This is a genomic window from Maribacter litoralis, assembly GCF_902506355.1.
Classification (GTDB): Bacteria; Bacteroidota; Bacteroidia; order Flavobacteriales; family Flavobacteriaceae; genus Maribacter; species Maribacter litoralis.
In genome coordinates this window covers 2,465,914-2,487,761 of the sequence record NZ_LR733271.1, presented here as the reverse complement: position 1 = coordinate 2,487,761, position 21,848 = coordinate 2,465,914, and the positions used below count along the sequence as shown (strand labels likewise).

19 protein-coding genes are annotated in these 21,848 nt (G+C 35.3%); 10 read left to right on the top strand and 9 right to left on the bottom strand.

The features are described from left to right. Nucleotides 1-305: 305 nt before the first annotated feature. Both EXIGUO8A_RS10360 and EXIGUO8A_RS10355 read left to right on the top strand, forming a co-directional pair. Nucleotides 306-4,472 carry a sensor histidine kinase gene (locus EXIGUO8A_RS10360; RefSeq protein ID WP_159303071.1) on the top strand — a complete coding sequence of 1,389 codons (4,167 nt, stop codon included), beginning with the start codon at nucleotides 306-308 and terminating at the stop codon, nucleotides 4,470-4,472. Nucleotides 4,473-4,478: 6 nt separating this feature from the next. Then, nucleotides 4,479-4,877, top strand: a complete 399-nt coding sequence (locus EXIGUO8A_RS10355; RefSeq protein ID WP_159303070.1) for a response regulator — start codon at nucleotides 4,479-4,481, stop codon at nucleotides 4,875-4,877. A gap of 36 nt (nucleotides 4,878-4,913) precedes the next feature. Here EXIGUO8A_RS10355 and EXIGUO8A_RS10350 read toward each other — a convergent pair whose 3' ends face one another. Beyond that, entirely contained in the window at nucleotides 4,914-5,267 is a 354-nt protein-coding gene (locus EXIGUO8A_RS10350) for a rhodanese-like domain-containing protein (RefSeq protein ID WP_159303069.1), read from the bottom strand. 71 nt (nucleotides 5,268-5,338) lie between these two features. Here EXIGUO8A_RS10350 and EXIGUO8A_RS10345 point away from each other — a divergent pair, with 71 nt between their 5' ends. Further along, nucleotides 5,339-5,893, top strand: coding sequence for a sigma-70 family RNA polymerase sigma factor (locus tag EXIGUO8A_RS10345; protein WP_116770381.1), 555 nt, complete (start codon nucleotides 5,339-5,341; stop codon nucleotides 5,891-5,893). Nucleotides 5,894-6,118: 225 nt separating this feature from the next. Here the strand turns inward: EXIGUO8A_RS10345 and EXIGUO8A_RS10340 are convergent, their stop codons facing one another. Further along, on the bottom strand, nucleotides 6,119-6,946 hold the full coding sequence (locus EXIGUO8A_RS10340) for a UbiA prenyltransferase family protein (RefSeq protein WP_159303068.1): 828 nt from the start codon (nucleotides 6,944-6,946) through the stop codon (nucleotides 6,119-6,121). Nucleotides 6,947-7,075: 129 nt separating this feature from the next. Here EXIGUO8A_RS10340 and gcvP point away from each other — a divergent pair, with 129 nt between their 5' ends. The 4 genes from gcvP to EXIGUO8A_RS10320 all read left to right on the top strand — a co-directional run bounded on the left by gcvP (nucleotide 7,076) and on the right by EXIGUO8A_RS10320 (nucleotide 12,544). Then, nucleotides 7,076-9,928, top strand: a complete 2,853-nt coding sequence (gcvP, locus tag EXIGUO8A_RS10335) for an aminomethyl-transferring glycine dehydrogenase (protein WP_159303067.1) — start codon at nucleotides 7,076-7,078, stop codon at nucleotides 9,926-9,928. A 163-nt stretch (nucleotides 9,929-10,091) separates the two neighbouring features. Next, nucleotides 10,092-11,150, top strand: a complete 1,059-nt coding sequence (locus EXIGUO8A_RS10330) for a 3-oxoacyl-ACP synthase III family protein (protein WP_116770378.1) — start codon at nucleotides 10,092-10,094, stop codon at nucleotides 11,148-11,150. Nucleotides 11,151-11,152: 2 nt separating this feature from the next. Beyond that, nucleotides 11,153-11,674 (top strand): methyltransferase, encoded by a 522-nt coding sequence (locus EXIGUO8A_RS10325; protein WP_159303066.1) that lies wholly within the window; start codon nucleotides 11,153-11,155, stop codon nucleotides 11,672-11,674. Between the two features lie 15 nt (nucleotides 11,675-11,689). Then, on the top strand, nucleotides 11,690-12,544 hold the full coding sequence (locus EXIGUO8A_RS10320; RefSeq protein ID WP_159303065.1) for a glycosyltransferase: 855 nt from the start codon (nucleotides 11,690-11,692) through the stop codon (nucleotides 12,542-12,544). A gap of 49 nt (nucleotides 12,545-12,593) precedes the next feature. Here EXIGUO8A_RS10320 and EXIGUO8A_RS10315 read toward each other — a convergent pair whose 3' ends face one another. The 7 genes from EXIGUO8A_RS10315 to EXIGUO8A_RS10285 all read right to left on the bottom strand — a co-directional run bounded on the left by EXIGUO8A_RS10315 (nucleotide 12,594) and on the right by EXIGUO8A_RS10285 (nucleotide 19,816). Further along, complete coding sequence (locus EXIGUO8A_RS10315; RefSeq protein WP_159303064.1) at nucleotides 12,594-13,103, bottom strand: OmpH family outer membrane protein; 510 nt, start codon at nucleotides 13,101-13,103, stop codon at nucleotides 12,594-12,596. 52 nt (nucleotides 13,104-13,155) lie between these two features. After that, nucleotides 13,156-14,022: an OmpH family outer membrane protein gene (locus EXIGUO8A_RS10310; RefSeq protein WP_159303063.1), complete on the bottom strand. Its 867-nt coding sequence runs from the start codon at nucleotides 14,020-14,022 to the stop codon at nucleotides 13,156-13,158. A gap of 103 nt (nucleotides 14,023-14,125) precedes the next feature. Further along, a complete protein-coding gene (locus EXIGUO8A_RS10305; RefSeq protein WP_159304436.1) occupies nucleotides 14,126-16,726 on the bottom strand; it encodes a BamA/OMP85 family outer membrane protein in 2,601 nt (866 codons plus the stop codon). Nucleotides 16,727-16,730: 4 nt separating this feature from the next. After that, nucleotides 16,731-17,471, bottom strand: coding sequence for an isoprenyl transferase (locus tag EXIGUO8A_RS10300; RefSeq protein WP_159303062.1), 741 nt, complete (start codon nucleotides 17,469-17,471; stop codon nucleotides 16,731-16,733). Between the two features lie 8 nt (nucleotides 17,472-17,479). Continuing rightward, complete coding sequence (gene porG / locus EXIGUO8A_RS10295) at nucleotides 17,480-18,166, bottom strand: type IX secretion system protein PorG (protein WP_159303061.1); 687 nt, start codon at nucleotides 18,164-18,166, stop codon at nucleotides 17,480-17,482. Between the two features lie 110 nt (nucleotides 18,167-18,276). Further along, the gene (locus EXIGUO8A_RS10290; protein ID WP_159303060.1) at nucleotides 18,277-19,158 is read right to left on the bottom strand and encodes an NAD kinase; all 882 of its coding nucleotides are present in this window, start codon (nucleotides 19,156-19,158) and stop codon (nucleotides 18,277-18,279) included. A 1-nt stretch (nucleotide 19,159) separates the two neighbouring features. Then, a complete protein-coding gene (locus EXIGUO8A_RS10285; protein ID WP_159303059.1) occupies nucleotides 19,160-19,816 on the bottom strand; it encodes a CBS domain-containing protein in 657 nt (218 codons plus the stop codon). Between the two features lie 92 nt (nucleotides 19,817-19,908). Between EXIGUO8A_RS10285 and EXIGUO8A_RS10280 the strand changes: the two genes are divergently transcribed. From EXIGUO8A_RS10280 to EXIGUO8A_RS10270, 3 genes are read left to right on the top strand one after another with little or no spacing between them, the layout of a single operon-like run. After that, nucleotides 19,909-20,622, top strand: a complete 714-nt coding sequence (locus tag EXIGUO8A_RS10280) for a pyridoxine 5'-phosphate synthase (RefSeq protein ID WP_159303058.1) — start codon at nucleotides 19,909-19,911, stop codon at nucleotides 20,620-20,622. After that, entirely contained in the window at nucleotides 20,619-21,395 is a 777-nt protein-coding gene (locus tag EXIGUO8A_RS10275; RefSeq protein ID WP_159303057.1) for an alpha/beta fold hydrolase, read from the top strand. Before EXIGUO8A_RS10280 ends, EXIGUO8A_RS10275 begins: the two co-directional genes overlap by 4 nt. Before the next feature lie 33 nt (nucleotides 21,396-21,428). Beyond that, nucleotides 21,429-21,776 carry a phage holin family protein gene (locus EXIGUO8A_RS10270; protein ID WP_159303056.1) on the top strand — a complete coding sequence of 116 codons (348 nt, stop codon included), beginning with the start codon at nucleotides 21,429-21,431 and terminating at the stop codon, nucleotides 21,774-21,776. Nucleotides 21,777-21,848 lie beyond the last annotated feature (72 nt).

The window sequence follows — 21,848 nt, the reverse complement described above, 5'->3', positions numbered from 1 at the left end:
GCTAAAAGCTATTCCACTAATTAAATAGGTGATCATTAAATTTTGAGTCAAGAAAAGCATTCAATATACTATTAGTGACGTCACTTTTTATCGGTGTTTTTCTTGTAGCTCATTGTTAAAAATAACATTGCAAAAAATCAAAATTAAAACGTGAAAATCTTATTTAGGCGATTTTAATTTTCAAAAACCTACTGTCAATCAAATATTTAAACATTATATTGTAGTAATATAACTACAGCACAAACCATTACAACTAGTAGTTTATTCTTTCTGCCTTTGGCGTCAATCATTAAACACTTTTGACTATGGAAAAAGGGAATACTCTTTTACATCATGATCAACTATTAGTAACAAGCAATAAGGTTCCATGCATTGGTATATTTCAACTAGACATCAAATCCAACCATATTTATTGGAATAGCGATTTAAAAGAAATTCACCAAGCACCTTTGAATTTCACACCTCGAACAGAAGATTTATATGGCAATTGCGACAACTTAAATCAGAAAGATTTAATTACTAAAGCTCATAAGAAAGCAATAAACGAAGGCATTCCATTTGAGCTAACTTACGGCATTCTAACCCAAAAAGGTGAAAAACGTATAGTAAGAACTACGGTGCAACCTGCTTTAAAAAACGGATATTGTACTAGGCTTCATGGCACCACTATAGAAATTTCGCAGTTTAACAATTCACAAGTTGAAACAGTACAGCAACTAGAGCAATTAAATGCCGCAGAAATTCTGGCAAATTCCGGATCATGGAAATGGAATCTTATTACCGACAAATTAATATGGTCCGATAATTTCTATAACATTTTTGATCATGACCCAAATAGTCCAATCTCTTATGAAGTTTATTTAAATTATGTTCACCAAGAGGATAAAGAAAAAATTGCCGCAAAATTTGAACGTGCATTAAAAGATAGAATATTTCCAGAATCTGTTTACCGTATTCAATTATCCAACGGCACTATTAAAACCCTAAGGTCTTCGGGCAAGGTTATTATCAATGATGAAGATAAAATTGTTTCACTAATGGGAACTTGCCAAGATATTACAGAGCAAGTAGCAAAAGAACAAGAGCTGTTTGAAAAAAAACAACAATTAGAATTATCCGAAAGTATTAATCAAGCAGGTTCATGGCAATTTTCACTTGTAAATGGAGAATTCAAATGGTCAGATAATCTTTATACCATTTTCGACTTAGAAGTAGGTGTTCCAATGAATTTTGAAAAATTCAAAAAAATCATTCATCCAGCCGATGTTGAGCTCGTAAATAAAAAACTTGAAGAAATAAAGAGAGAAAAGAAATCTCACACTTTTACACATCGCGTCCTGTTAGAAAATAACACTACTAAAACGGTAAGAGTCGTCTCCGATGCCATAACAGATTTAAACGGTAACGTTATTGAGTTAATAGGTACGACTCAAGATATTACTAAAAAACTGGATATTGAAATAGAATTAACGAAGAAAAATCAACTTTTAAATTTTGCGGAACATTTAACCACCATGGGGTATTGGAGGTACAAACCTGCCACAGATGAAGTGTTTTGGTCGGATAACGTTTATATCATTTTTGACCACCCAAAACACAAAAAGATAACTTTTGACACTTACTTTCAAAAAATTCACCCAGAAGACAGGGAGGTCACAAAATTAAAAATAGATCAATCTAGAAACGACCACAAGCCCTACAATTTTACACACAGAATTATTACGGACAATAATGTTATAAAAATCATTCAAATTATCGGAAAGGTCACGTATAACAATGAGGATGGTCTACAAGAACTTTTAGGCACCTGTTTAGACATTACCGAAAACCAAACCAAAGAGTTAGAACTTGAGCAAAAAAACCATCAATTGAACAGCGCCGAAAAAATGGCGATGATCGGTTATTGGCAGTGGAATACCGCGACCAATGAAGTTTTTTGGTCAGATAATTTACGTGCCATATATGGTCATGACAAAAACAAACCGCTAACTTTTGAGACGTACATAAATTATATTCACGAAGACGACCGCCAGACAATTACCACAAAACTCTCTAATGCTATGCAAGAGGGTGATTTTCCTAGTTCCACGTATAAAATTCAATTGGATGACGGTACAATTAAGATAATAAAATCCATCGGTAAAATTGTAAGAAACAGCAAAGGGGAAGTTGTTGAAATGTCTGGTACTTGTCAAGATATCTCAGAAGCCAGACATAGGGAACTAGAGCTCATACACAAAAACCATCAATTAAGTTTAGCCGAAAGAATGGCCAATTTAGGTTCTTTTCAATGGCAACCCAAAAATGAAATTTTCAAATGGTCTGATAACCATTACAGAATATATGGCTATGAACCCGGGGAACATATTGATTTAGAAAAATCTTTGGCAAAGATTTATCCACCAGATTTAGAAAAAGTTAAACAAGTTTCAAGTGAAATAGTAGAAGGAATAGAACACAATCATATAAATTATCGCATTCAATTAGACAAAGATACTATTAAGACATTAGAGGTTAGAGGAGTCACTAGTATTAATGAAGATGGCGATTTAGAAATTACAGGAACAACTCAAGATATTACCAGCCGAGTCAAAACCGAGCAAGAAATCAACGAAAAAAACCACTTACTTTCCGTATCCGAAGAAATGGCGATGATGGGATCCTGGAAATGGAATCCTGGAACCGGAGTTTCAACTTGGTCAGATAACCTTTATAAGATATATGGGATTGAATTACACACTCCTATTACTATTGAGGTGTTTTTATCTAAAGTACACCCTGATGATGTTGATTATGTAAATAATCAAATTAAAAATATTTTAGACTCCCACAAAAGTGATGAAACACTAGCATTTCGCATTTTAAGAGATGACGGCTGCATAAGATCATTAGAATTACTGGCTGAAGTTATTGAAGATCAAAATGGAAATATTGTAGAATTAATTGGCTCAACTCAAGACGTAACCGAAAAGGTAAAAGCCCGCGAAGAAATTAAAGAAAAAAACCAACTTCTATCCTTCGCAGAAGAAATGTCCAATATGGGGTCGTGGCATTTAGACATAGAAAGTGATATTTTAAAATGGTCGGATAACTTATATAAAATTTTTGGTTTTAATGTAGGTTCTGTTATCAATATGGATAAGTTTTACTCACTTATACATCCTGGTGATATCGAAAATGTAAAAACCCAAGTTAAAAAATCAGTTGAAGGGGACGACAGTATAAAATCATTGTCTTTTCGTATCATTTTAGACGATGAATCAATTCGTTCTATACAATCACGGGCAGAATACAAAAAAAATCATTTAGGAAAGGTTATCGAATTAGCCGGTACAGCGCAAGACATTACCGAAAAATTAAAAATCGAAAAAGATATATTAGAGAAAAACCACATGCTAAATCTTGCTGAAGAGCTGACGATGATAGGATATTGGCAATTAAATGTCTCTAATGGTTCTTTTATTTGGTCTAATAATATGTATCGAATTTATGGGTTTGATCTCGGTATTGCCATGAATTTTGATTTATTCCTCACCCATACGCATCCAGACGATCGAGAATTTTTAATACACAAAAGAGAAAACGCCATTATCACCAAAAAGGTCGATAAATTCACCCAACGCATTTTACATGAAAATGGTGATATACGCTTCTGCGAAATTGTCGGTAAAGTAATTACCGACAGAAACGGAAATGCCACAAAAATTATTGGCTCTAGTAGAGATATTACAGAAGAAATTCTATCAAAGCAAAAGATTTTAGAAACTAATAAAAACCTAGAGAAATCGACCAACAAACTAACATCACAAAACAAACAATTAGCAGAGTTTAATCAAATTACCTCTCATAATTTAAGATCACCAGTAGGCAATTTAAATGCGTTACTTCAAATGTATAAAAATGCTACTTGTGAGGATAAGAAAGTAGAAATATTTGATAAGTTTGAAATAGTTATTAAACACCTTAACGAAACATTGAATGCCTTGGTTGAGATGATTACCATAAAGAAAAATGGTGTTGAAATAAAACCTCATTTAGATTTCGAAGACGTTTTACTGAAAACAAAGCAAACATTAGCTGCGGAATTAATAGAAACAAAGGCTATAATTAATTTTGATTTTTCCCAAGTAAAAAATGTAAATTACAACCCTATTTATTTAGAGAGTATATTTCTGAATTTAGTTAGCAATGCCATAAAGTATAGATCACCTGATAGAGTACCGAAAATTTTCATTTCTTCAAAACAAGAAAATGAGAAAACACTATTAGAATTTAAAGATAACGGGGTGGGTATTGATTTAAAGAGTCATGGTCATAAACTATTCGGGCTCAACAAAGTATTTCATAAACACCCAGAAGCTAAAGGTATTGGGCTATTTATTACAAAAGCGCAAATATTGGCCATGGGCGGATCGATAACAGTAGAAAGTGAAGTTAACGTAGGATCAACATTTTTTGTAACCCTAAATTAAAACAAGATGAACAACAATATTAATGTTTGCATTATAGATGACGATGATGTTTTTCAATACACTATTCTACACACCTTACAAGTTCATAAATCTGTAAATAATATTATACCGTTTACCGATGGAGCCGAAGCAATGACCTTTTTAAAAGCCAATATCAATAACGACCATGTATTGCCCGATATCATTTTCTTAGACATAAATATGCCCGTTATGGACGGTTACGGGTTTATGCAGCAATACGTAAAATTAATTCCCGAAATGGTCAAAAAGATAACCGTGTATATTTTATCATCTTCGGTAGATTTAGTAGATTTTGACAAAACAAAAGAAATAAGCGAAGTAAAAGATTACATAGTAAAACCAATAAGAGACAACCAATTGACCAAAATTCTTGCTGAACTTTAGAAGCAATCCCGTAATTCGTTTTAAAATGAAAACCGATTAATGCTTATTTAAATAAGCATCATAACCTCCTTGTAAGTCAACAACATTAGTAAAACCTAACTCCGCCAACCTTGCTTGAGATTTTAAGCTTCTACCACCTTTCTTACAAAAAACATATACTTTTTTATCTTTATCCAGCTTTGCAACCTTTTCATTAAACTCATTGGATAGCCAGTCAATATTTATTGCCCCATCAATACTACCTTGATTATATTCTTCGGGAGTTCTTACATCCAACAATAGCTCACTAGCATCATCAAATCCTTTAAATTCAGTAATTGGTTGTGAATCCATTTGAGCTAAAGCCAACTGACCGCTAATAATTAAAACAAATAACAGTATATTCCTCATGAGTAAAGTGTTTGTTATCAAAAGTAAACATAATACCTAAAATTAAATTACTTTTGAAATGCAGAAAAAAAATGGAAATACAAAACCTCAATCCAGACAAGTGGGTAGATCTGTATGCAGATTACCTTTTTAATTATGCCGTAACTAGGGTAAGTGATGCAGAAATTGCAAAAGACCTTGTACAGGATACCTTTATTGCAGGATTAAAATCTGCTAAAAATTTTAAGGGCGACGCTGCCGAGCGCACATGGTTAATCGCTATTCTTAAGCGTAAAGTCATTGATCACTACCGAAAAATAAATTCAAAAAAAGGAAAAGCAGAAGTACGTATGAGCTATAGCTCGCAGACCGACGCCGAAGGAGATTGGCTAGAAGAACGTATAGCAGACCCTAATAGCAATTTCGAAAATAGCGCTATTGAAAATGAAGAATTAGGATTGGCAATTCAAAACTGCATATCAAAATTACCCAAAAAACAAGCTCAAGTTTTCACTATGAAAACAATTGAAGGAATGGAAACTGAAGATATTTGTAATGCTTTAGGAATTAATGCGTCTAACCTTTGGGTAATGATACATAGAGCTAGAACTAGCTTAATGGGTTGTTTAAATCAAAATTGGTTTTAATTATGATGATTTCATGTGAGAAGGCTGCAAAAATTTGCGATAAGGCCCAGTACAAAGAAGCTTCTTTATGGGAAAGGATAAAATTGAAGTTTCATTTATTTATTTGTAAAACCTGTGCAAAACACAGTAAGGACAATACAAAATTAACATCGCTTTGTAATCAAGCCAGGCTAGCTGTTCTGTCTGATGAAGAAAAGAAAAGGATGAAAGAAACTTTTAACAAAGTTAAATAGTTAATTTCAAACTAATAACGAACATCAACCACCATAATAAAGGTATCGCCTCTACCCAAAAAGATGAGAAATATTTTCCTTGATCTTTTTTTGTATTGTATACCACTATAACTAAAAATAGACTCAACAAGGTTTTTACTACAATATGCTGAATATTAAAATCTGTTTTTAAGAACGTTGCGGCATAGAAAAGTACTATCCATCCATATCCTATATTTTTTGCACCTTTTACACCCACTCTTTGTGGTAAAGTTTTAAGAACTAAACTATCATATTTTAAATCCCTAATTTCAAAAGGCACCAAAAGTATAAGTACAAAAAGAAATCGCTGAACCGTTTCTACCTTTACGTTCCAGGTTATGGCGCCAAGCTCAGAAAGAACAGGTAAAATTACCGTAGTGCCAGCCCAAACGGCTGCTACAATCAAAATTTTCAAACCGCTAAGACTTCTAAAGTTTTTGTGTTTAGGCAAAACCGGAAGCGCGTACAAACCAGTAATTGCCGCTAAAATGAGTAACCCGAAAAATACTCTTTCCGACAAGAACAGCAATTGGTAACCAGCAACGAGCAAACATCCCAAGCTAAAAAATTGAATATTCTTTTGATATGTATTGGTAACAAGAAAATACTTCTCTGCCTCTACCCCAAACTTTACGAAGTTATAGCAGGCAATAGACCCAAAAAAGATAAAAAAATAAAGCTCCTTTGGTACATTAATGTTTAATGTCAACGCTGTAACGTGCGCTAAACTGAATATACCTAAAGACACGTGAATACTGGCATCCAAGTAAAAATCAAAAATCTTTTTGATTACGGTCATTAAACAAAAATAGGTAAAGTGTTTATAACCCCTTGTTTTGGTTAAAAACTTTCATCAATAGGTACCTTGGCTACCATAAATTAAACACATAAAAGTGGTAATTTTGCACTTTATATAACAATCGTATCTATGAAGACTGACGTGTTTGCTCTACGCCATATCGGCATAAGGGAAGAAGATTTAAACAGTATGCTCAACACGGTAGGTGTTGAAAATTTGGAACAACTTATTTTTGAGACCATACCAGATCATATTCGTTTAAAAGAGCCTCTACAACTTGATCCTGCCATGAGTGAGCATAAGTTTCTTGCCCACACGGAGGAGTTGTCAAAAAAGAACAAAGTTTTCAGAACTTACATCGGTTTAGGGTATCATGAAAGTTTGATTCCTTCGGTGATCAAAAGAAATATTCTAGAAAACCCAGGTTGGTATACTGCATACACGCCATATCAGGCAGAAATAGCACAAGGTAGATTAGAAGCACTTCTAAACTTTCAGACCATAGTTTCAGATTTAACAGGGATGGAACTGGCAAATGCTTCGTTGTTAGATGAAAGTACAGCTGCTGCAGAAGCTATGACCATGCTTTTTGATGTTAGAAGTAGAGATCAGAAAAAAAACGGAGTGGTCAAATTTTTTGTTTCTGAAGAAATATTACCACAAACATTATCCCTTCTTAAAACACGCTCACTTCCTTTAGGTATAGAATTGGTAATTGGCAACCATGATGAGTTTGATTTTGACTCCGGGTTTTATGGTGCACTTTTACAATATCCTGGCAAATTCGGACAAGTATACGATTATTCAGGTTTCGTTGCCAAAGCAAAGGAAAATGACATTAAAGTGGCGGTTGCCGCAGATATTATGAGTTTGGTCTTGTTGACGCCACCAGGGGAATTTGGTGTTGATGTAGTTGTGGGAACCACGCAGCGTTTCGGAATTCCATTAGGCTACGGAGGTCCTCACGCAGCCTTCTTTGCAACCAAAGAGCAATTTAAAAGAAATATTCCCGGTAGAATTATTGGTGTTACCAAAGATACCGATGGTAAGCCTGCCTTAAGAATGGCACTACAAACTAGGGAACAGCATATAAAAAGAGATAAGGCTACCTCAAACATTTGCACCGCTCAAGTTTTATTGGCGGTTATGGCAGGTATGTATGGAGTATACCACGGTCCAAAAGGACTTAAATATATCGCCTCTAAAATTAATGCTACTGCCGTTACATTGACAGATGCACTTGAAAATTTGGGGCTTTACCAACTGAATACTGCTTATTTTGATACAATTACCGTAAAAGCAGATGCAAAAAAAGTACGACCAATTGCCGAGGCAAACGAGGTCAATTTTTACTACGTTGACCATGATACCATTTCAATAGCGGTAAATGAGGCAACTTCTATTAAAGACCTCAACCAGATTATTGAAATCTTTGCCGAAGCTTTAGGCAAAAAATCATCTGAGGTAACGGAATTATTGAATACCACTTCTATACCAGAAAACATTGAACGTTCCAGTTCATTTATGGAGAACAAAGTATTTAATTCTTACCACTCGGAAACGGAATTAATGCGCTACATTAAAAAATTAGAGCGTAAGGACTTGGCACTGAACCATAGTATGATCTCTTTGGGTAGCTGTACCATGAAATTGAATGCAGCTAGTGAAATGTTACCTCTAAGCTCAGCAAATTGGGGCAATATACATCCCTTTGTACCGGTTGACCAAGCGGAAGGCTACCAAATAATACTGAAAGAGCTTGCCAAAGACCTATCTACAATTACAGGTTTTGCCGACACATCATTACAACCTAATTCAGGAGCTCAAGGTGAGTATGCTGGGCTTATGGTTATTAGAGCTTATCATGAATCTAGAGGAGAATCAGAAAGAAATATCTGTTTAATACCTTCATCTGCACATGGTACCAATCCTGCTTCTGCAGTAATGGCAGGTATGAAGGTTGTGGTTACAAAAACCGATGAAAAAGGCAATATTGACGTTGCTGATCTAGAAGAAAAAGCAAAACTACATTCAGATAAGTTAGCTGCGTTAATGGTTACATACCCATCTACCCATGGTGTCTTTGAATCATCGATTAAACAGATCACCAAAATAATACATGATCATGGTGGTCAGGTTTATATGGATGGTGCAAATATGAATGCACAGGTTGGGTTGACCAATCCTGCAACTATTGGGGCAGATGTTTGTCATCTAAACCTACATAAAACTTTTGCCATACCTCACGGTGGTGGCGGTCCAGGCGTTGGCCCTATATGTGTTGCTCCTCAATTAGTTCCTTTTTTACCCTCAAATCCGGTAATAGAAACCGGAGGTGAAGATGCTATAACGGCTATTTCAGCAGCCCCTTGGGGAAGCTCATTAGTTTGCCTTATTTCATACGGATATATTAAAATGCTAGGAGAACAAGGCCTGACCCACTCCACAAAAATCGCAATTTTAAATGCCAACTATATCAAACATAAGCTTGAAGGTAAGTTCGATGTTCTATACACAGGGGAAAAAGGGCGTGCAGCACATGAAATGATTTTAGACTGTAGACCATTTAAGAAAAATGGCATAGAAGTTACAGATATTGCCAAGCGCCTTATGGATTATGGTTTTCACGCACCAACCGTATCTTTTCCGGTAGCAGGTACAGTGATGATAGAGCCTACAGAAAGTGAAAATCTTGCGGAATTAGATAGATTTTGTGAAGCTATGGCGTCCATTCGTGCAGAAATAGATGAATCTAGTGCAGACGAACCCAACAATGTACTTAAGAACGCTCCACACACCTTAGAGATGACCACTACAGATGAGTGGAATTTTCCTTATTCAAGACAAAAAGCATCTTTTCCATTACCCTATGTAGCCGAGAATAAATTTTGGCCTTCGGTACGAAGAGTTGACGATGCATATGGAGACCGTAATTTAATTTGTACATGCGCTCCAATTGAAGCCTACATGGAAACGGAATAACCCGGATAAACCCATACTACAAAGCCTTTTCAGCATTTTGAAAAGGCTTTTTTATTTCAAATAATTCAAAGAAAACCGTATTGAGCATCGTAAAATTTATTATGCATGCATATAAAATAATTTTCAATTTCACTACATTTCGATTACAATACAATTTTTTAAAATGAGCATATCAATTACAGGAACAGGAAGCTATATTCCCGAACTAAAAATTTCCAATAAAGATTTTAACGACCATCATTTCTTAAATCTTGACGGTACTGCATTTAAGCAAGATAATGAGGTTATTATAAAGAAATTCAAAGCCATAACAGGTATTGAAGAAAGAAGATATGCCCCCAAAGAGTATAACACATCCGACCTTGCTTACTTTGCCGCAGAAAAAGCAATCGACAATGCACAGTTAGACAAAGAAACCCTGGACTATATCATTGTAGCCCATAATTTTGGAGACCTAAAAGACGGTTATATTCAAGGGGACACACTGCCTAGTTTAGCCACAAGGGTTAAACATAAATTGCAGATCAAAAACCCTAAATGTGTCGCTTATGATTTAATTTTTGGTTGCCCAGGTTGGCTAGAAGGTATGATCCAGGCCAATGCTTTTATAAAAAGTGGTATTGCCAAAAAATGTTTGGTTATAGGTGCCGAAACATTATCTAGAATAGTTGATGACTATGATAGGGACTCCATGATTTATGCTGATGGTGCAGGTGCTACCATAGTTGAAAAATCTGATGATGGCGGTGAAATTATTGCGCACGAATCTGCCACTTTTGCCAATGATGAAGCAAACTTTCTATTCTTTGGCGATACATATAACAAAGAGGATGAAAAGAAAGCCTATTACATAAAAATGTTCGGTAGAAAAATTTATGAATTTGCCGTAACCAACGTACCGTCGGCAATGGCATCTTGCCTTGATAACAGCGGAGTAAAAATTGACGAGGTGAAAAAGATATTTATTCACCAAGCCAATGAAAAAATGGACGAGGCCATTGTAAAACGCTTCTACAAAATTTATGACAGGGAGATGCCAGAAGGTATTATGCCCATGAGTATTTCAAAGCTTGGCAATAGCTCGGTTGCTACTATACCCACTTTATTCGACATGGTAAAAGAAGGTAAATTAGAAAATCAGGAAATTAAAAAGGGAGATGTTGTTATCTTTGCTAGTGTTGGCGCCGGAATGAACGTCAATGCAATGGTATACAGAATTTAAACATGTACGAAAACAGCTTTCCGAACAAACGCTACAAACATACGCTTCAGTTTTTACGAAAACATATAAATACTTCTGAGTCAATTTTAGATTTAGGAGTAGAAAATCCGTTTACGGATATAATGCGACAAGACGGTTATAAAGTAAGCAATACCAATGGTGAAGATTTAGATTTTGATTTCAGCGCTGTTACCTCTACCGATGCAGAAGTGCTAACCGCCTTTGAAATATTTGAACATCTTTTAGCCCCATTACATCTTTTATCTAATACAAAATCTAAAAAATTAGTGGCCAGTATTCCTTTAAAACTCTGGTTTTCCCCTGCATATAGAAGTAAAACCGATAAGTGGGATAGACATTACCATGAATTTGAAGATTGGCAGTTTGATTGGCTTCTAGAAAAAGCCGGTTGGGAAATTCAAGACACCATGAAATGGACCAATCCTGTAAAGAAACTTGGATTTAGACCGTTTTTAAGATTGTTTACACCAAGATATTATATTGTATACGCTACCAGAAAATAATGTATCTATAAGCATATGGATTACTACGTAGTTATTCCCATACACAATGAAGAGGACTTTCTGAAAAACACCTTAGACTCCATTCTGGAACAAACATTGGCACCGAAAAAAGTAATTCTTGTCAATGACAATTCTACTGATAATACCGAGAACATCATAAATGAATACGCCATTAAAAATAGTGTGTTCAAAAAACTAAATTCAATATCATCTACTCAGCATATGCCCGGAAGCAAAGTTGTAAATGCCTTCAACAAAGGGCTTGAACTGCTTGATGAAAATTTTGATTTTATAGTTAAACTTGACGCCGATTTAATTTTACCAAAAAATTATTTCGAAGTGATATCATCTCATTTTAGCAATGATAAATTCTTAGGAATTTGCGGTGGATTCATTTATGAACAGAATAGCCATGGTGAATGGATCCTCAACCACCCAATGGACAAAGACCATATAAGAGGAGCCATAAAAGCATATTCAAAAGACTGCTTTATAAAGATTGGTGGATTAAAGAGCGCTATGGGCTGGGATACCGTAGACGAGCTTTTAGCGAAGTTTCACGGCTACACCACACATACTGAAGACCGACTTAAAGTAAAGCATTTACGCCCCACAGGAAAGGCTTATAACGCAAAAGCTAAAAGACTACAGGGCAAAGCAATGTACAGCATGCGATATGGCTTTATTATAACCGCTATAGCCTCTTTGAAGATGGCCATGAAGAACAAGTCTATCAAATCTTTCTGGAACAACATGACCGGCTTTCTGAATGCAAGTCATAATCAAGATGAGTACTTGGTTACCGAAGAAGAAGGTAAGTTTATCAGAAACCTAAGATGGACAAATATTAGAAGAAAAATAGGGATATAAAAAAAGCCATCTAAATTAGATGGCTTTTATTTATTATCATGGTTTCTATTTAGAAACCTAATTGCTTTTTAACATCTGGTAAAAGATCTTTACCTTTTGCAACGATCAAACCACCACCAGCTTGCGCATCAATAACATAATCAAAACCTTGAGCAGCCGCTACTTGTTCAATAGCCGCTTTGGCCTTTTCTGAAATAGGAGCAAACAACTCAGCTTGTTTCTTTTGAAATTCTTGTTGAGCTCTTTGTTGAGCCTCACCAATATTCTTTTCGTAACCTTGCAATTCTATAGCTCTTTTTTCATTTTCTTCTTTAGACTTAGATGCTGCTTCATTTTGGTACTGCGTGTACTTGTTACGCAATTCTGTCATTGAACCTTCAATATCGGCATTATAAGTCTCTTGTAATTTTTTGAGCTCTGCTTCTGCTGCCTTCATCTCAGGCATTGCAGATAATAATTTAGTAACATCTATGTGAGCTACTTTACTTTGGGCATTTACAAAACTTGTCGTTGCTACAAACAACAATAAGGCTACCACAATTTGTTTTACTTGTTTCATGAGTGTAATTTTAATTCAATTTTGAGTGTTAATGTACGGTCGTTAAACCTATTTAAATAGTACCGTTATCATCTTTTTCGGTATCGCTATTTTCTTCTTCGTTATTATCTTCTTCTTTACTTTCGTTTCTTTCTTTCAATTTCGCTTGCCTTTTAGCTTCACGCTCCTCTAGTAATTTCTTTCTTCTTTCCTCATAAGCCTTCTTACGCTCTTCACGTAATTTTAGCTGCTCTGCTTTAGCATCTGCAGCACTTTTCTCTCTAGCTTCAGCTGCTTGATTTGCTTTATCTAATCGCTCTTGTAAGGCTTCACTTACCACCTCTTCTTCTTCACCTTCAAAATCATCTAATCTACTACGATCATTTGACTTTTTAGCAGGTTTGCTAATTTTTCTTGTTCTAGCAATACCCCTAAGCACTAAATCACTAATGTCGTGCCTTTTTTCGGAATACAACATTACAACATCCGCAGATTTATCAAAAATAAAATCATACTTTTTATTCGCTCCTATTTTTTGTACTTCATTGAACACCTGATCCTGTATAGGTTGTATCAGCCTTCTTTTTTGCAGTACTAGATCACCTTGCGGTCCGAAACGATCTTGTTGATACTCGATCATTTCACGTTCCAAAATCTGTATTTCTTCTTCACGTTCTTCTATAAGTTCTGGAGTCAACAACACTTTTTCAGCCATCAAATCCTTTTTCATTTGCTCAACGATACTTTGTTTTTGTTCAACTTCAATTTTCCAACGCTGTACTTTAGTTTCCAGTTGTTCGGTCGCATCTCTATATTCCTCGACATTTTCTAAAATATACTCCATGTCTACATAAGCCATTCTCACCCCTCTTTGGGCCAACCCTTGTAGTGTCATAAAAATGACCGAAACCAATAATAGAACTTTTGCTTTTGTACTCATTGTTAATGTCGTTTAATCCTATAGAAAATATCGTGCCAAAATTACTAAATCTTTTAAAATTAAAGGATTAGCATATTGAACGATTGTAATAATTCAATGAAAATTAAAACTGTTGACCAATGATGAAGTGTGTTTGCCATCCGCTTGGCCCTTGCCCTGCAGAAGTTGGTACAAGATCCTCGTCGAACCCATAACCAAAATCAATACCCAACAAACCAAATGCTGGCATAAAGATACGCAGCCCCACACCGGCCGATCGTTTTAATTCAAACGGATTAAACTCTTGAAAATTGTTGAAGGCATTACCACCTTCTAAAAATGCTAGTCCATAAATAGATGCAGAAGGTTTTAATGTTAACGGATATCTTAACTCTAAAGAGAATTTATTATAAATTAATGCACCATCGGGTGAAGTTGCTCCATCTGAATACGGAGTTATAGATTGGTTGTCGTAACCTCTTAATTGAACAACATCCCTACCATCTAATGTAAAGTTACCTAAACCGTCACCACCCACGTAAAACCTTTCGAAAGGCACATCACCAACGGCACTATTATAGTTACCCAAGAAACCGAATTCAGCATTACTACGAAGAACTAATTTATCTACCAAAGTAGTATACCAGTCTCCCTTAAATTTCACCTTATAATATTCTAACCATCTAAATCTCTCTTGATCTAAATCTTCTAATTCAGCTTGCTCAACTGATGTTAAACCAACAGAATTCTTTTGATCCTCTAACTCATCTGATCTATCTTTCAATTCTCTATAATCCTTATCACTGAATAAAGACCATGGTGGCGTAAACTTGGCACTAATCTCAAAATTAGAACCACCTCTTGGGAAAATTCTACCACCTTGTGTGGCGTTTCTTGAGATACCAAAAGTATACGCTAATGAATTTGCCTTACCATCACCAAAGTTGAATAGACCAATATTATAGTTCCTAAAATCATATAACTGGTAACTTAAGGAATGTGAAATGGTAAAGAAATCATCTGGCCATTGTACACGTTTTGCCAAACCAGCAGTAATACCCGTAATAGAAAATTGTTGATCTTTTTTAACATCTATATCTCCACTACTATCATATTGAGCAGCAAATTGCTGTGTTCTAGACATACTAAGGTTAAAACGTACCGGCTTTTTACCACCCAACCATGGCTCAGCAAAATTTAAGCTATAGACTCTATACGTTTGACTTGCCTGTAAACGCAGTGCAAAGGTTTGTCCATCACCCATTGGTACCGGTTTATACTTTTCACCATTAAATAAGTTCTGAATAGAGAAGTTACTGAATGACAGCCCCAAAGTACCAATGAAGCCACCGCCACCATAACCACCTTGTAGTTCAATTTGACTTGATCCAGATTCTACCAAGCTCCAAGCTAAATCTACAGTACCTTCATTTGGGTTGGCATTCAATACATCTGGTGTAATTTGTTCCGCATCGAAAAAGCCTAACTGACCCAATTCACGAATACTTCTAATTATATCTGCCTTATTGTATTTTTGACCTGGTCTTGTACGAAGTTCACGATAGATTACGTGGTCATTGGTTTTATCATTTCCGGAAACAGTTACGTGATTTAAAAATGTTTCTTTACCTTCTATAATCCTAATTTCAAAATCAATAGTATCATTAGCGGCAGAAATTTCTACAGGATTAATGGTCGAGAACAAATAACCATTATTTTGATACAAACTAGTGACATCATTAGGGTCCGGTTTAGAATTATCGGCAATTCTTTCACGCATTAATACACCGTTATATGTATCGCCCTTTTTAATACCAAGCACTTGGTTTAATTGACGATCAGTGTATACGGTATTACCAACAAAATCAATATCACCAAAGTAGTATTTATCACCTTCCTCTACTGTTATCTTTAAATCGATATTATTTTCATCTACCCTTATTACAGAATCTGATATAACACGAGCATCGCGATAACCGTTTTCAGCAAATTTATCGATCAACAAATCAAGATCCTCTTCATAGTCCTCTTGAATGTATTTCGATTTTTTCCAGAATCTACCTAATTTCTTCTGCTTTGTATTTTTTAATGCTTTGCGTAATTTCTTGTCGGATAATTGTTCGTTACCCTCAAAATCAATACTTCTAATTTTTACTTTATCACCCTTTTTAACATTAACAACCATATATTGGGTGTTATTACCTGTCGTATCTTTAGAAGTGGCAATATTAACTTCGGCATTTAAGTAGCCTTGTTTTTTGTACTTATTGGTGATGTAGTTTTTAGAGTTGGAAATTAAGCTTTCAGTGATCTTTTTTCCTTTTTTAAGGTCTGTATCTTGAATAAGACTCTCAAGCTTACCTTTTTTAACCCCATAAAACTTAACATTACTAAGGGTAGGTCTTTCTATAATATTCAGTTCTAAGAATACAGTATTCTCCTCAATATTGGTAATAAAAATGTCTATTTCACTAAAAAGTTCAAGACCCCATAGTTTTTTAATGACCTCACTAATTTGTTCTCCTGGTAAAGTAATTGGTTGCCCTACTCTTAAACCTGTGTAAGTTTTAACCGTTTGTTCGTTATAACTTTGAAGACCAGTTACATCTAACCCTCCCAAAATATAACTTTTGCCATCTTCATAGGAATCCTGTGCAGCGGCGATAAAGGTGGTTAAAAATAAAAGGGTGGTTAAAAATTGGTTCAAGGATATGAACCTAGTCATATCTTTAAGTGAGTTGTTCGCTAGTTTTTCCAAATCTTCGTTCTCTGTTCTGGTAGTTCTTGATGGCCTCCACTAAGTGATGCTCTCTAAAATCAGGCCAATATACATCAATAAAATATAACTCCGCATAAGCTATCTGCCATAATAAAAAATTACTGATCCGATGTTCTCCACTAGTACGGATAAGTAAGTCTACGTCTGGCAAATCATGCGTGTAAAGATGGCTATTTATAATGTCTTGGTCAATGTTTTCAATTGAAATTATATTATTTTTAACTTTGGTACTGATCTCTTTCACCATAGATTGCAGCTCTTCGCGAGCCCCATAACTAAGGGCAAGAGTCAATGTCATCCCTGTGTTTTGCTTAGTCTGTTCCATTACATCAACCAACTCTTTATAAGCTTTTACAGGCAAGGCATCTATATTACCAATGGTATTTAAACGTATGTTATTTTTGTTAAAAGTTTTAAGTTCTTTCTTTAAAGATGAAACCAAAAGGCGCATAAGTGTTTGCACCTCTACCTTTGGTCTGTTCCAATTTTCAGTTGAAAAAGTATATAATGTAAGAAAATCTATTTTTAATTGAGCGCATTGTTCTACAACAATTCTAACGGTTTTTACGCCATGCTCATGACCAAAAACCCTAAGTTTACCACGTTCCTTTGCCCATCTACCATTACCGTCCATAATAATAGCAAGGTGCTTTGGAACATTCAACTTATCAATTTCGTTACTATCGCTCATCTTTATAATTACTCAAAACAATCCATACAAGGCTTTCTGCCAAAAGTATAGGTTAAGGTTAAACCCGAAAAAACATACCAGTCATCACTAAATATGTTTCCAAACTGGAATTCTTCAAAGTTAGAACCTTCTGGATTACTACCATCTAAGTTATCCGTAAAGGTATACCTAGCCCCTATTTCGCCACCAAAAATAAGAAACTGATTGATACGATACTTAAAACCGACCGTCATTGGTACGGCAAAGCTTCCTTCTTTTTGATTAATTTCTTGTAACACCCCACCATTAAAATACTGGTAATCATACCTAAAATAGGTAAGACCCGTATATAAGTATGGTGTAAATGCAGGACCTAGTTTATGTAAATTATATTCAACAAAATTAAATTCCAAACCTACCGAGCCTTCTAAAATAGAATTATCGACCACATACCCTCTTTGCTGTCTTGCTGTAGAGCTAGATTTGTTGTCATCTGCGGTAAATTGCCCATAAGTTAGGCTACCCCGCCACGCATATCTTTTACTAATATTCCATTTGAACAATCCCCCAAAAGCAATATCAGAAGGTAAAATATAGTTAGTTCTACCCACATCGCTAATAGTATTGGCTCCACCTGCAAAAATACCCACTTCATATGTCTGCGCTTGCAAACCGGAAAATAAAAAAAGTAGTATTAATAACGTTATATAACGCATAGAATAGATTTTATAATTAACGGCACCAAAGCTTTAAAAACCGGCACAGTAATTTTTGTGTTCTCAAAGGATAAACAGCGATTGAAGTCATTTATTGTTTAAAAGCGGACTCAATTTCTCCTATCCTCACCCCAAAGAAGCTTATTTCTTAAGGTCTTTAAAAAACTTTCTGAAGTATATTCTATCATTTTTATAGTGTAGGGAGCCTTGCTAATGGTAATCTCCTCTCCATTTTCCAAAGAAGCAATTCTTGAGTCTAACGACACCAAATGATTATCTTCTCTTCCTGACACTTTTAATCTAATTTCCGTATCATCTGAAATAACCAATGGCCTCGCATTTAAATTATGTGGTGCTATAGGTGTCAACACCAATGACTTTGCCGTAGGAACAATAACCGGACCCCCACAACTTAGTGAATAACCCGTTGACCCGGTTGGGGTAGAAATTATAAGTCCGTCTGCCCAATACGAAGTAAGGTATTCATTATTCAAATAGGTTTCAACCGTAATCATAGAGGTCGTTTCCTTTCTACTTACTGTAATTTCGTTTAGCGCAAAATTCAAATCACCAAATTCCGCATCCAATTTCTCGGTATTCAGCTGAACCAAACTACGCTCAACAACGGTATAGGCACCTTGTTTAAACTCTTGCACCACCTTACGAACATCTTCTTTTTTAAAGGTCGATAAAAAGCCTAGTCTACCGGTATTTACACCGACAATAGGAATACCTAAATCTCGAACAAAAGTTGTAGCTCTTAATATAGTACCATCACCACCAAAACTAACGAACATGTCAAAAGTGGAATCCAAACCCTGGTTCAATGTAAAAACCGGAAATATCTCTGAGTTATCCCTAACGCTGTAGAGTTCGTAAAAATCTTTCTCTATAAAAACTTTGGCAGATACCTTTTTTAACTCATCTAACAGTTCAATGAGGTATTCAATAGCATTATCTTGATAAGTTTGACCGTATACAGCTACTTTCATATTATACATTAAGGTATTTATCCAAGTAGTCCGATCGTTTTTTTAGGTCTTCAAGAAACTCGTCATCACTATTACCGAATAAAATATGATAATTGTAACGTCTAAAAGTTTGCACTACCTTATTATAGTTATTCGTCGTAATCTTTAAGGTTACTTGAACTATATCATTTTGGGTATCGGTAATAAAACCACCGATTAGCATTGCATTATTACTTTCTACAATCTGTGCAATCTCACTAAAGGAATAATCTTTAATGCCCGTTGCTACAACTAGTATACTACCTGGGTCGGTAAAAAAAGGTGTATCAATAAACTCTGCAACAATATCGGTAAGACAATAATACCCTACCACCTCTTCTTTCTCGTTTAAAATAGGCAACAAATTAGCTTCATTGCGTGCAAAAACCTCTAAAACATCTAACCAATTGGTCTCTCTACGAGCAAAGAAACTTTGAAGCTCATACCTAAAATCCTCTATTTTCGAGTCAGGCATAAGTCCGTCAGCATCAATCTCTGAGAACAGCCCCAAAAATCGCCCTTCTTCTAAAATGGCAATATGGGAATAGGTAGTATCGTGAAAAAATTCCAATATTTTTTCAGAAGTATCCTTAATGTCGAATACCGGTAAGTTCGTAATGATATGTTCTTGAATATGCATAAGCCTATTTATAACGCAAAATAACAATTAATAATATCAAAAGGTGTGCCTTATTTGTATTTTTGAGGCTCTTAAAAGCTAAATAAGACATAATGACAAAACTTAGCGTAAACGTTAACAAAATTGCAACACTTAGAAATGCCCGCGGTGGTAATGTTCCAAATTTACTTAAGGTAGCTACTGACATAGAAAGTTTTGGAGGACAAGGCATAACCATACACCCAAGACCCGATGAAAGGCACATAAGGTATCAAGATGCCAGGGACTTGAAGAAAATTGTTAAAACGGAATTCAACATAGAGGGTAACCCTATTTCAAAATTTATTGAGTTAGTACTTGAGGTCAAACCAGAACAAGTAACCTTAGTACCAGATTCAGTTGATGCAATAACCTCAAATGCAGGCTGGGACACTATAGCACATAAAGAATTTTTAACCGACGTTATTAAAACTTTTAAATCTGCCGGAATTAGAACCTCAATTTTTGTAGACCCAGACCCGAAAGTGATCGAAGGAGCTAAAGCTGTAGGCACCGATCGTATTGAACTTTACACCGAAAGCTACGCCACCGATTATGAAAATGACAAGGAAAAAGCTATTCGACCATTTATTGAGGCCGCAAAAAAAGCAAACGAGCTAGGTTTAGGCATCAATGCAGGTCATGACCTTAGCTTGGACAATATTAAATATTTTGCTCAAAACATACCTAACTTACTAGAGGTTTCCATTGGTCACGCATTAATTAGTGAAGCTCTTTATTTAGGATTGGACAATGTGGTAAACATGTACTTACAACGATTAAAATGAAACAGATCTTACATTCGGTAATTTTAGGGCAAGGAAAACCACTGTGTATTTTACACGGGTTTTTAGGTATGTTGGATAATTGGAAAACTTTAGGCGCACAATATGCGGAACATGGTTTTTGTGTTCACTTAATAGACCAAAGAAATCATGGTAAAAGTTTTCATTCTCCAGATTTTAATTATGACATTTTAGCCAACGATTTTCTAAATTATTTAGACGCACATAATATTGAAAGCACCGCTATAATTGGTCATTCCATGGGGGGCAAAACCGCCATGCAATTTGCTTGCAGTCATCCCGAGCGTGTAAATCAATTACTGATTGCAGATATTGCACCTAAATATTACCCGCCTCATCATCAAGACATCATCAATGGCCTAAATGCCATTGACACCACCAATTTAAAATCAAGAAAAGATGCCGATGAGCAGTTAAAAAAACATCTATCAAACCCGGGAATACGTCAGTTCTTATTAAAAAATCTTGATAGGGATGAAAATAAAAAACTGCGCTTTAAATTTAACCTAGAGGTGTTAAGTGAAAAAATGGAAGATATTGGCGACAATATCAACAGTACGGATAGTTTTGACGGACCTACCCTATTTTTAAGAGGAGATAAATCTGAATATGTAACTCAAAATGATTTTGAAATTATTCACAGACATTTCCCAAAGGCTAGCGTAGAAACTATCGATAATGCCGGGCACTGGTTGCACGCTGAAAATCCAAAACAATTCTTTGAAAAATCGCTCAACTTTTTTAATAAAGACTAAACGCTTATCTTATTATCATCTAAAACCAACACTATGAAACTAATATTAAGAATTTTATTAAGCGCACTTGCCGTAATCATTTTAGCAAATGTATTGCCCAACGTATCGGTAGACGGTTACATGACCGCAATTATAGTTGCCGTTGTACTGAGCATTCTAAATTTATTGGTAAAACCCATACTGGTAATACTAACATTACCCGTAACGGTAATAACTTTTGGTCTTTTTTTACTGATCATAAACGCTTTAATGATTCTTTTGGCAGACAACCTTATAGATGGTTTTGCCGTAGGAAATATTTGGTGGGCATTGATTTTTAGCCTCTTGCTATCTTTTTTACAATCAATCTTTTTTTCACTGTTAAAAGAAGACAAGTCATAGTTGCTTGTGATTTGAAATTCAATACTTTAAAAAATTGGTTGACTTTGTAAAATGTAGTATTTTTGCATCCCA

Excerpts from the sequence above, each read along its gene's own strand:
- EXIGUO8A_RS10360 (WP_159303071.1), top strand. The coding sequence starts at position 306 with ATGGAAAAAGGGAATACTCTTTTACATCATGATCAACTATTAGTAACA.
- EXIGUO8A_RS10355 (WP_159303070.1), top strand. The coding sequence starts at position 4,479 with ATGAACAACAATATTAATGTTTGCATTATAGATGACGATGATGTTTTT.
- EXIGUO8A_RS10350 (WP_159303069.1), bottom strand. The coding sequence starts at position 5,267 with ATGAGGAATATACTGTTATTTGTTTTAATTATTAGCGGTCAGTTGGCT.
- EXIGUO8A_RS10345 (WP_116770381.1), top strand. The coding sequence starts at position 5,339 with ATGGAAATACAAAACCTCAATCCAGACAAGTGGGTAGATCTGTATGCA.
- EXIGUO8A_RS10340 (WP_159303068.1), bottom strand. The coding sequence starts at position 6,946 with ATGACCGTAATCAAAAAGATTTTTGATTTTTACTTGGATGCCAGTATT.
- gcvP (WP_159303067.1), top strand. The coding sequence starts at position 7,076 with ATGAAGACTGACGTGTTTGCTCTACGCCATATCGGCATAAGGGAAGAA.
- EXIGUO8A_RS10330 (WP_116770378.1), top strand. The coding sequence starts at position 10,092 with ATGAGCATATCAATTACAGGAACAGGAAGCTATATTCCCGAACTAAAA.
- EXIGUO8A_RS10325 (WP_159303066.1), top strand. The coding sequence starts at position 11,153 with ATGTACGAAAACAGCTTTCCGAACAAACGCTACAAACATACGCTTCAG.
- EXIGUO8A_RS10320 (WP_159303065.1), top strand. The coding sequence starts at position 11,690 with ATGGATTACTACGTAGTTATTCCCATACACAATGAAGAGGACTTTCTG.
- EXIGUO8A_RS10315 (WP_159303064.1), bottom strand. The coding sequence starts at position 13,103 with ATGAAACAAGTAAAACAAATTGTGGTAGCCTTATTGTTGTTTGTAGCA.
- EXIGUO8A_RS10310 (WP_159303063.1), bottom strand. The coding sequence starts at position 14,022 with ATGAGTACAAAAGCAAAAGTTCTATTATTGGTTTCGGTCATTTTTATG.
- EXIGUO8A_RS10305 (WP_159304436.1), bottom strand. The coding sequence starts at position 16,726 with ATGACTAGGTTCATATCCTTGAACCAATTTTTAACCACCCTTTTATTT.
- EXIGUO8A_RS10300 (WP_159303062.1), bottom strand. The coding sequence starts at position 17,471 with ATGAGCGATAGTAACGAAATTGATAAGTTGAATGTTCCAAAGCACCTT.
- porG (WP_159303061.1), bottom strand. The coding sequence starts at position 18,166 with ATGCGTTATATAACGTTATTAATACTACTTTTTTTATTTTCCGGTTTG.
- EXIGUO8A_RS10290 (WP_159303060.1), bottom strand. The coding sequence starts at position 19,158 with ATGAAAGTAGCTGTATACGGTCAAACTTATCAAGATAATGCTATTGAA.
- EXIGUO8A_RS10285 (WP_159303059.1), bottom strand. The coding sequence starts at position 19,816 with ATGCATATTCAAGAACATATCATTACGAACTTACCGGTATTCGACATT.
- EXIGUO8A_RS10280 (WP_159303058.1), top strand. The coding sequence starts at position 19,909 with ATGACAAAACTTAGCGTAAACGTTAACAAAATTGCAACACTTAGAAAT.
- EXIGUO8A_RS10275 (WP_159303057.1), top strand. The coding sequence starts at position 20,619 with ATGAAACAGATCTTACATTCGGTAATTTTAGGGCAAGGAAAACCACTG.
- EXIGUO8A_RS10270 (WP_159303056.1), top strand. The coding sequence starts at position 21,429 with ATGAAACTAATATTAAGAATTTTATTAAGCGCACTTGCCGTAATCATT.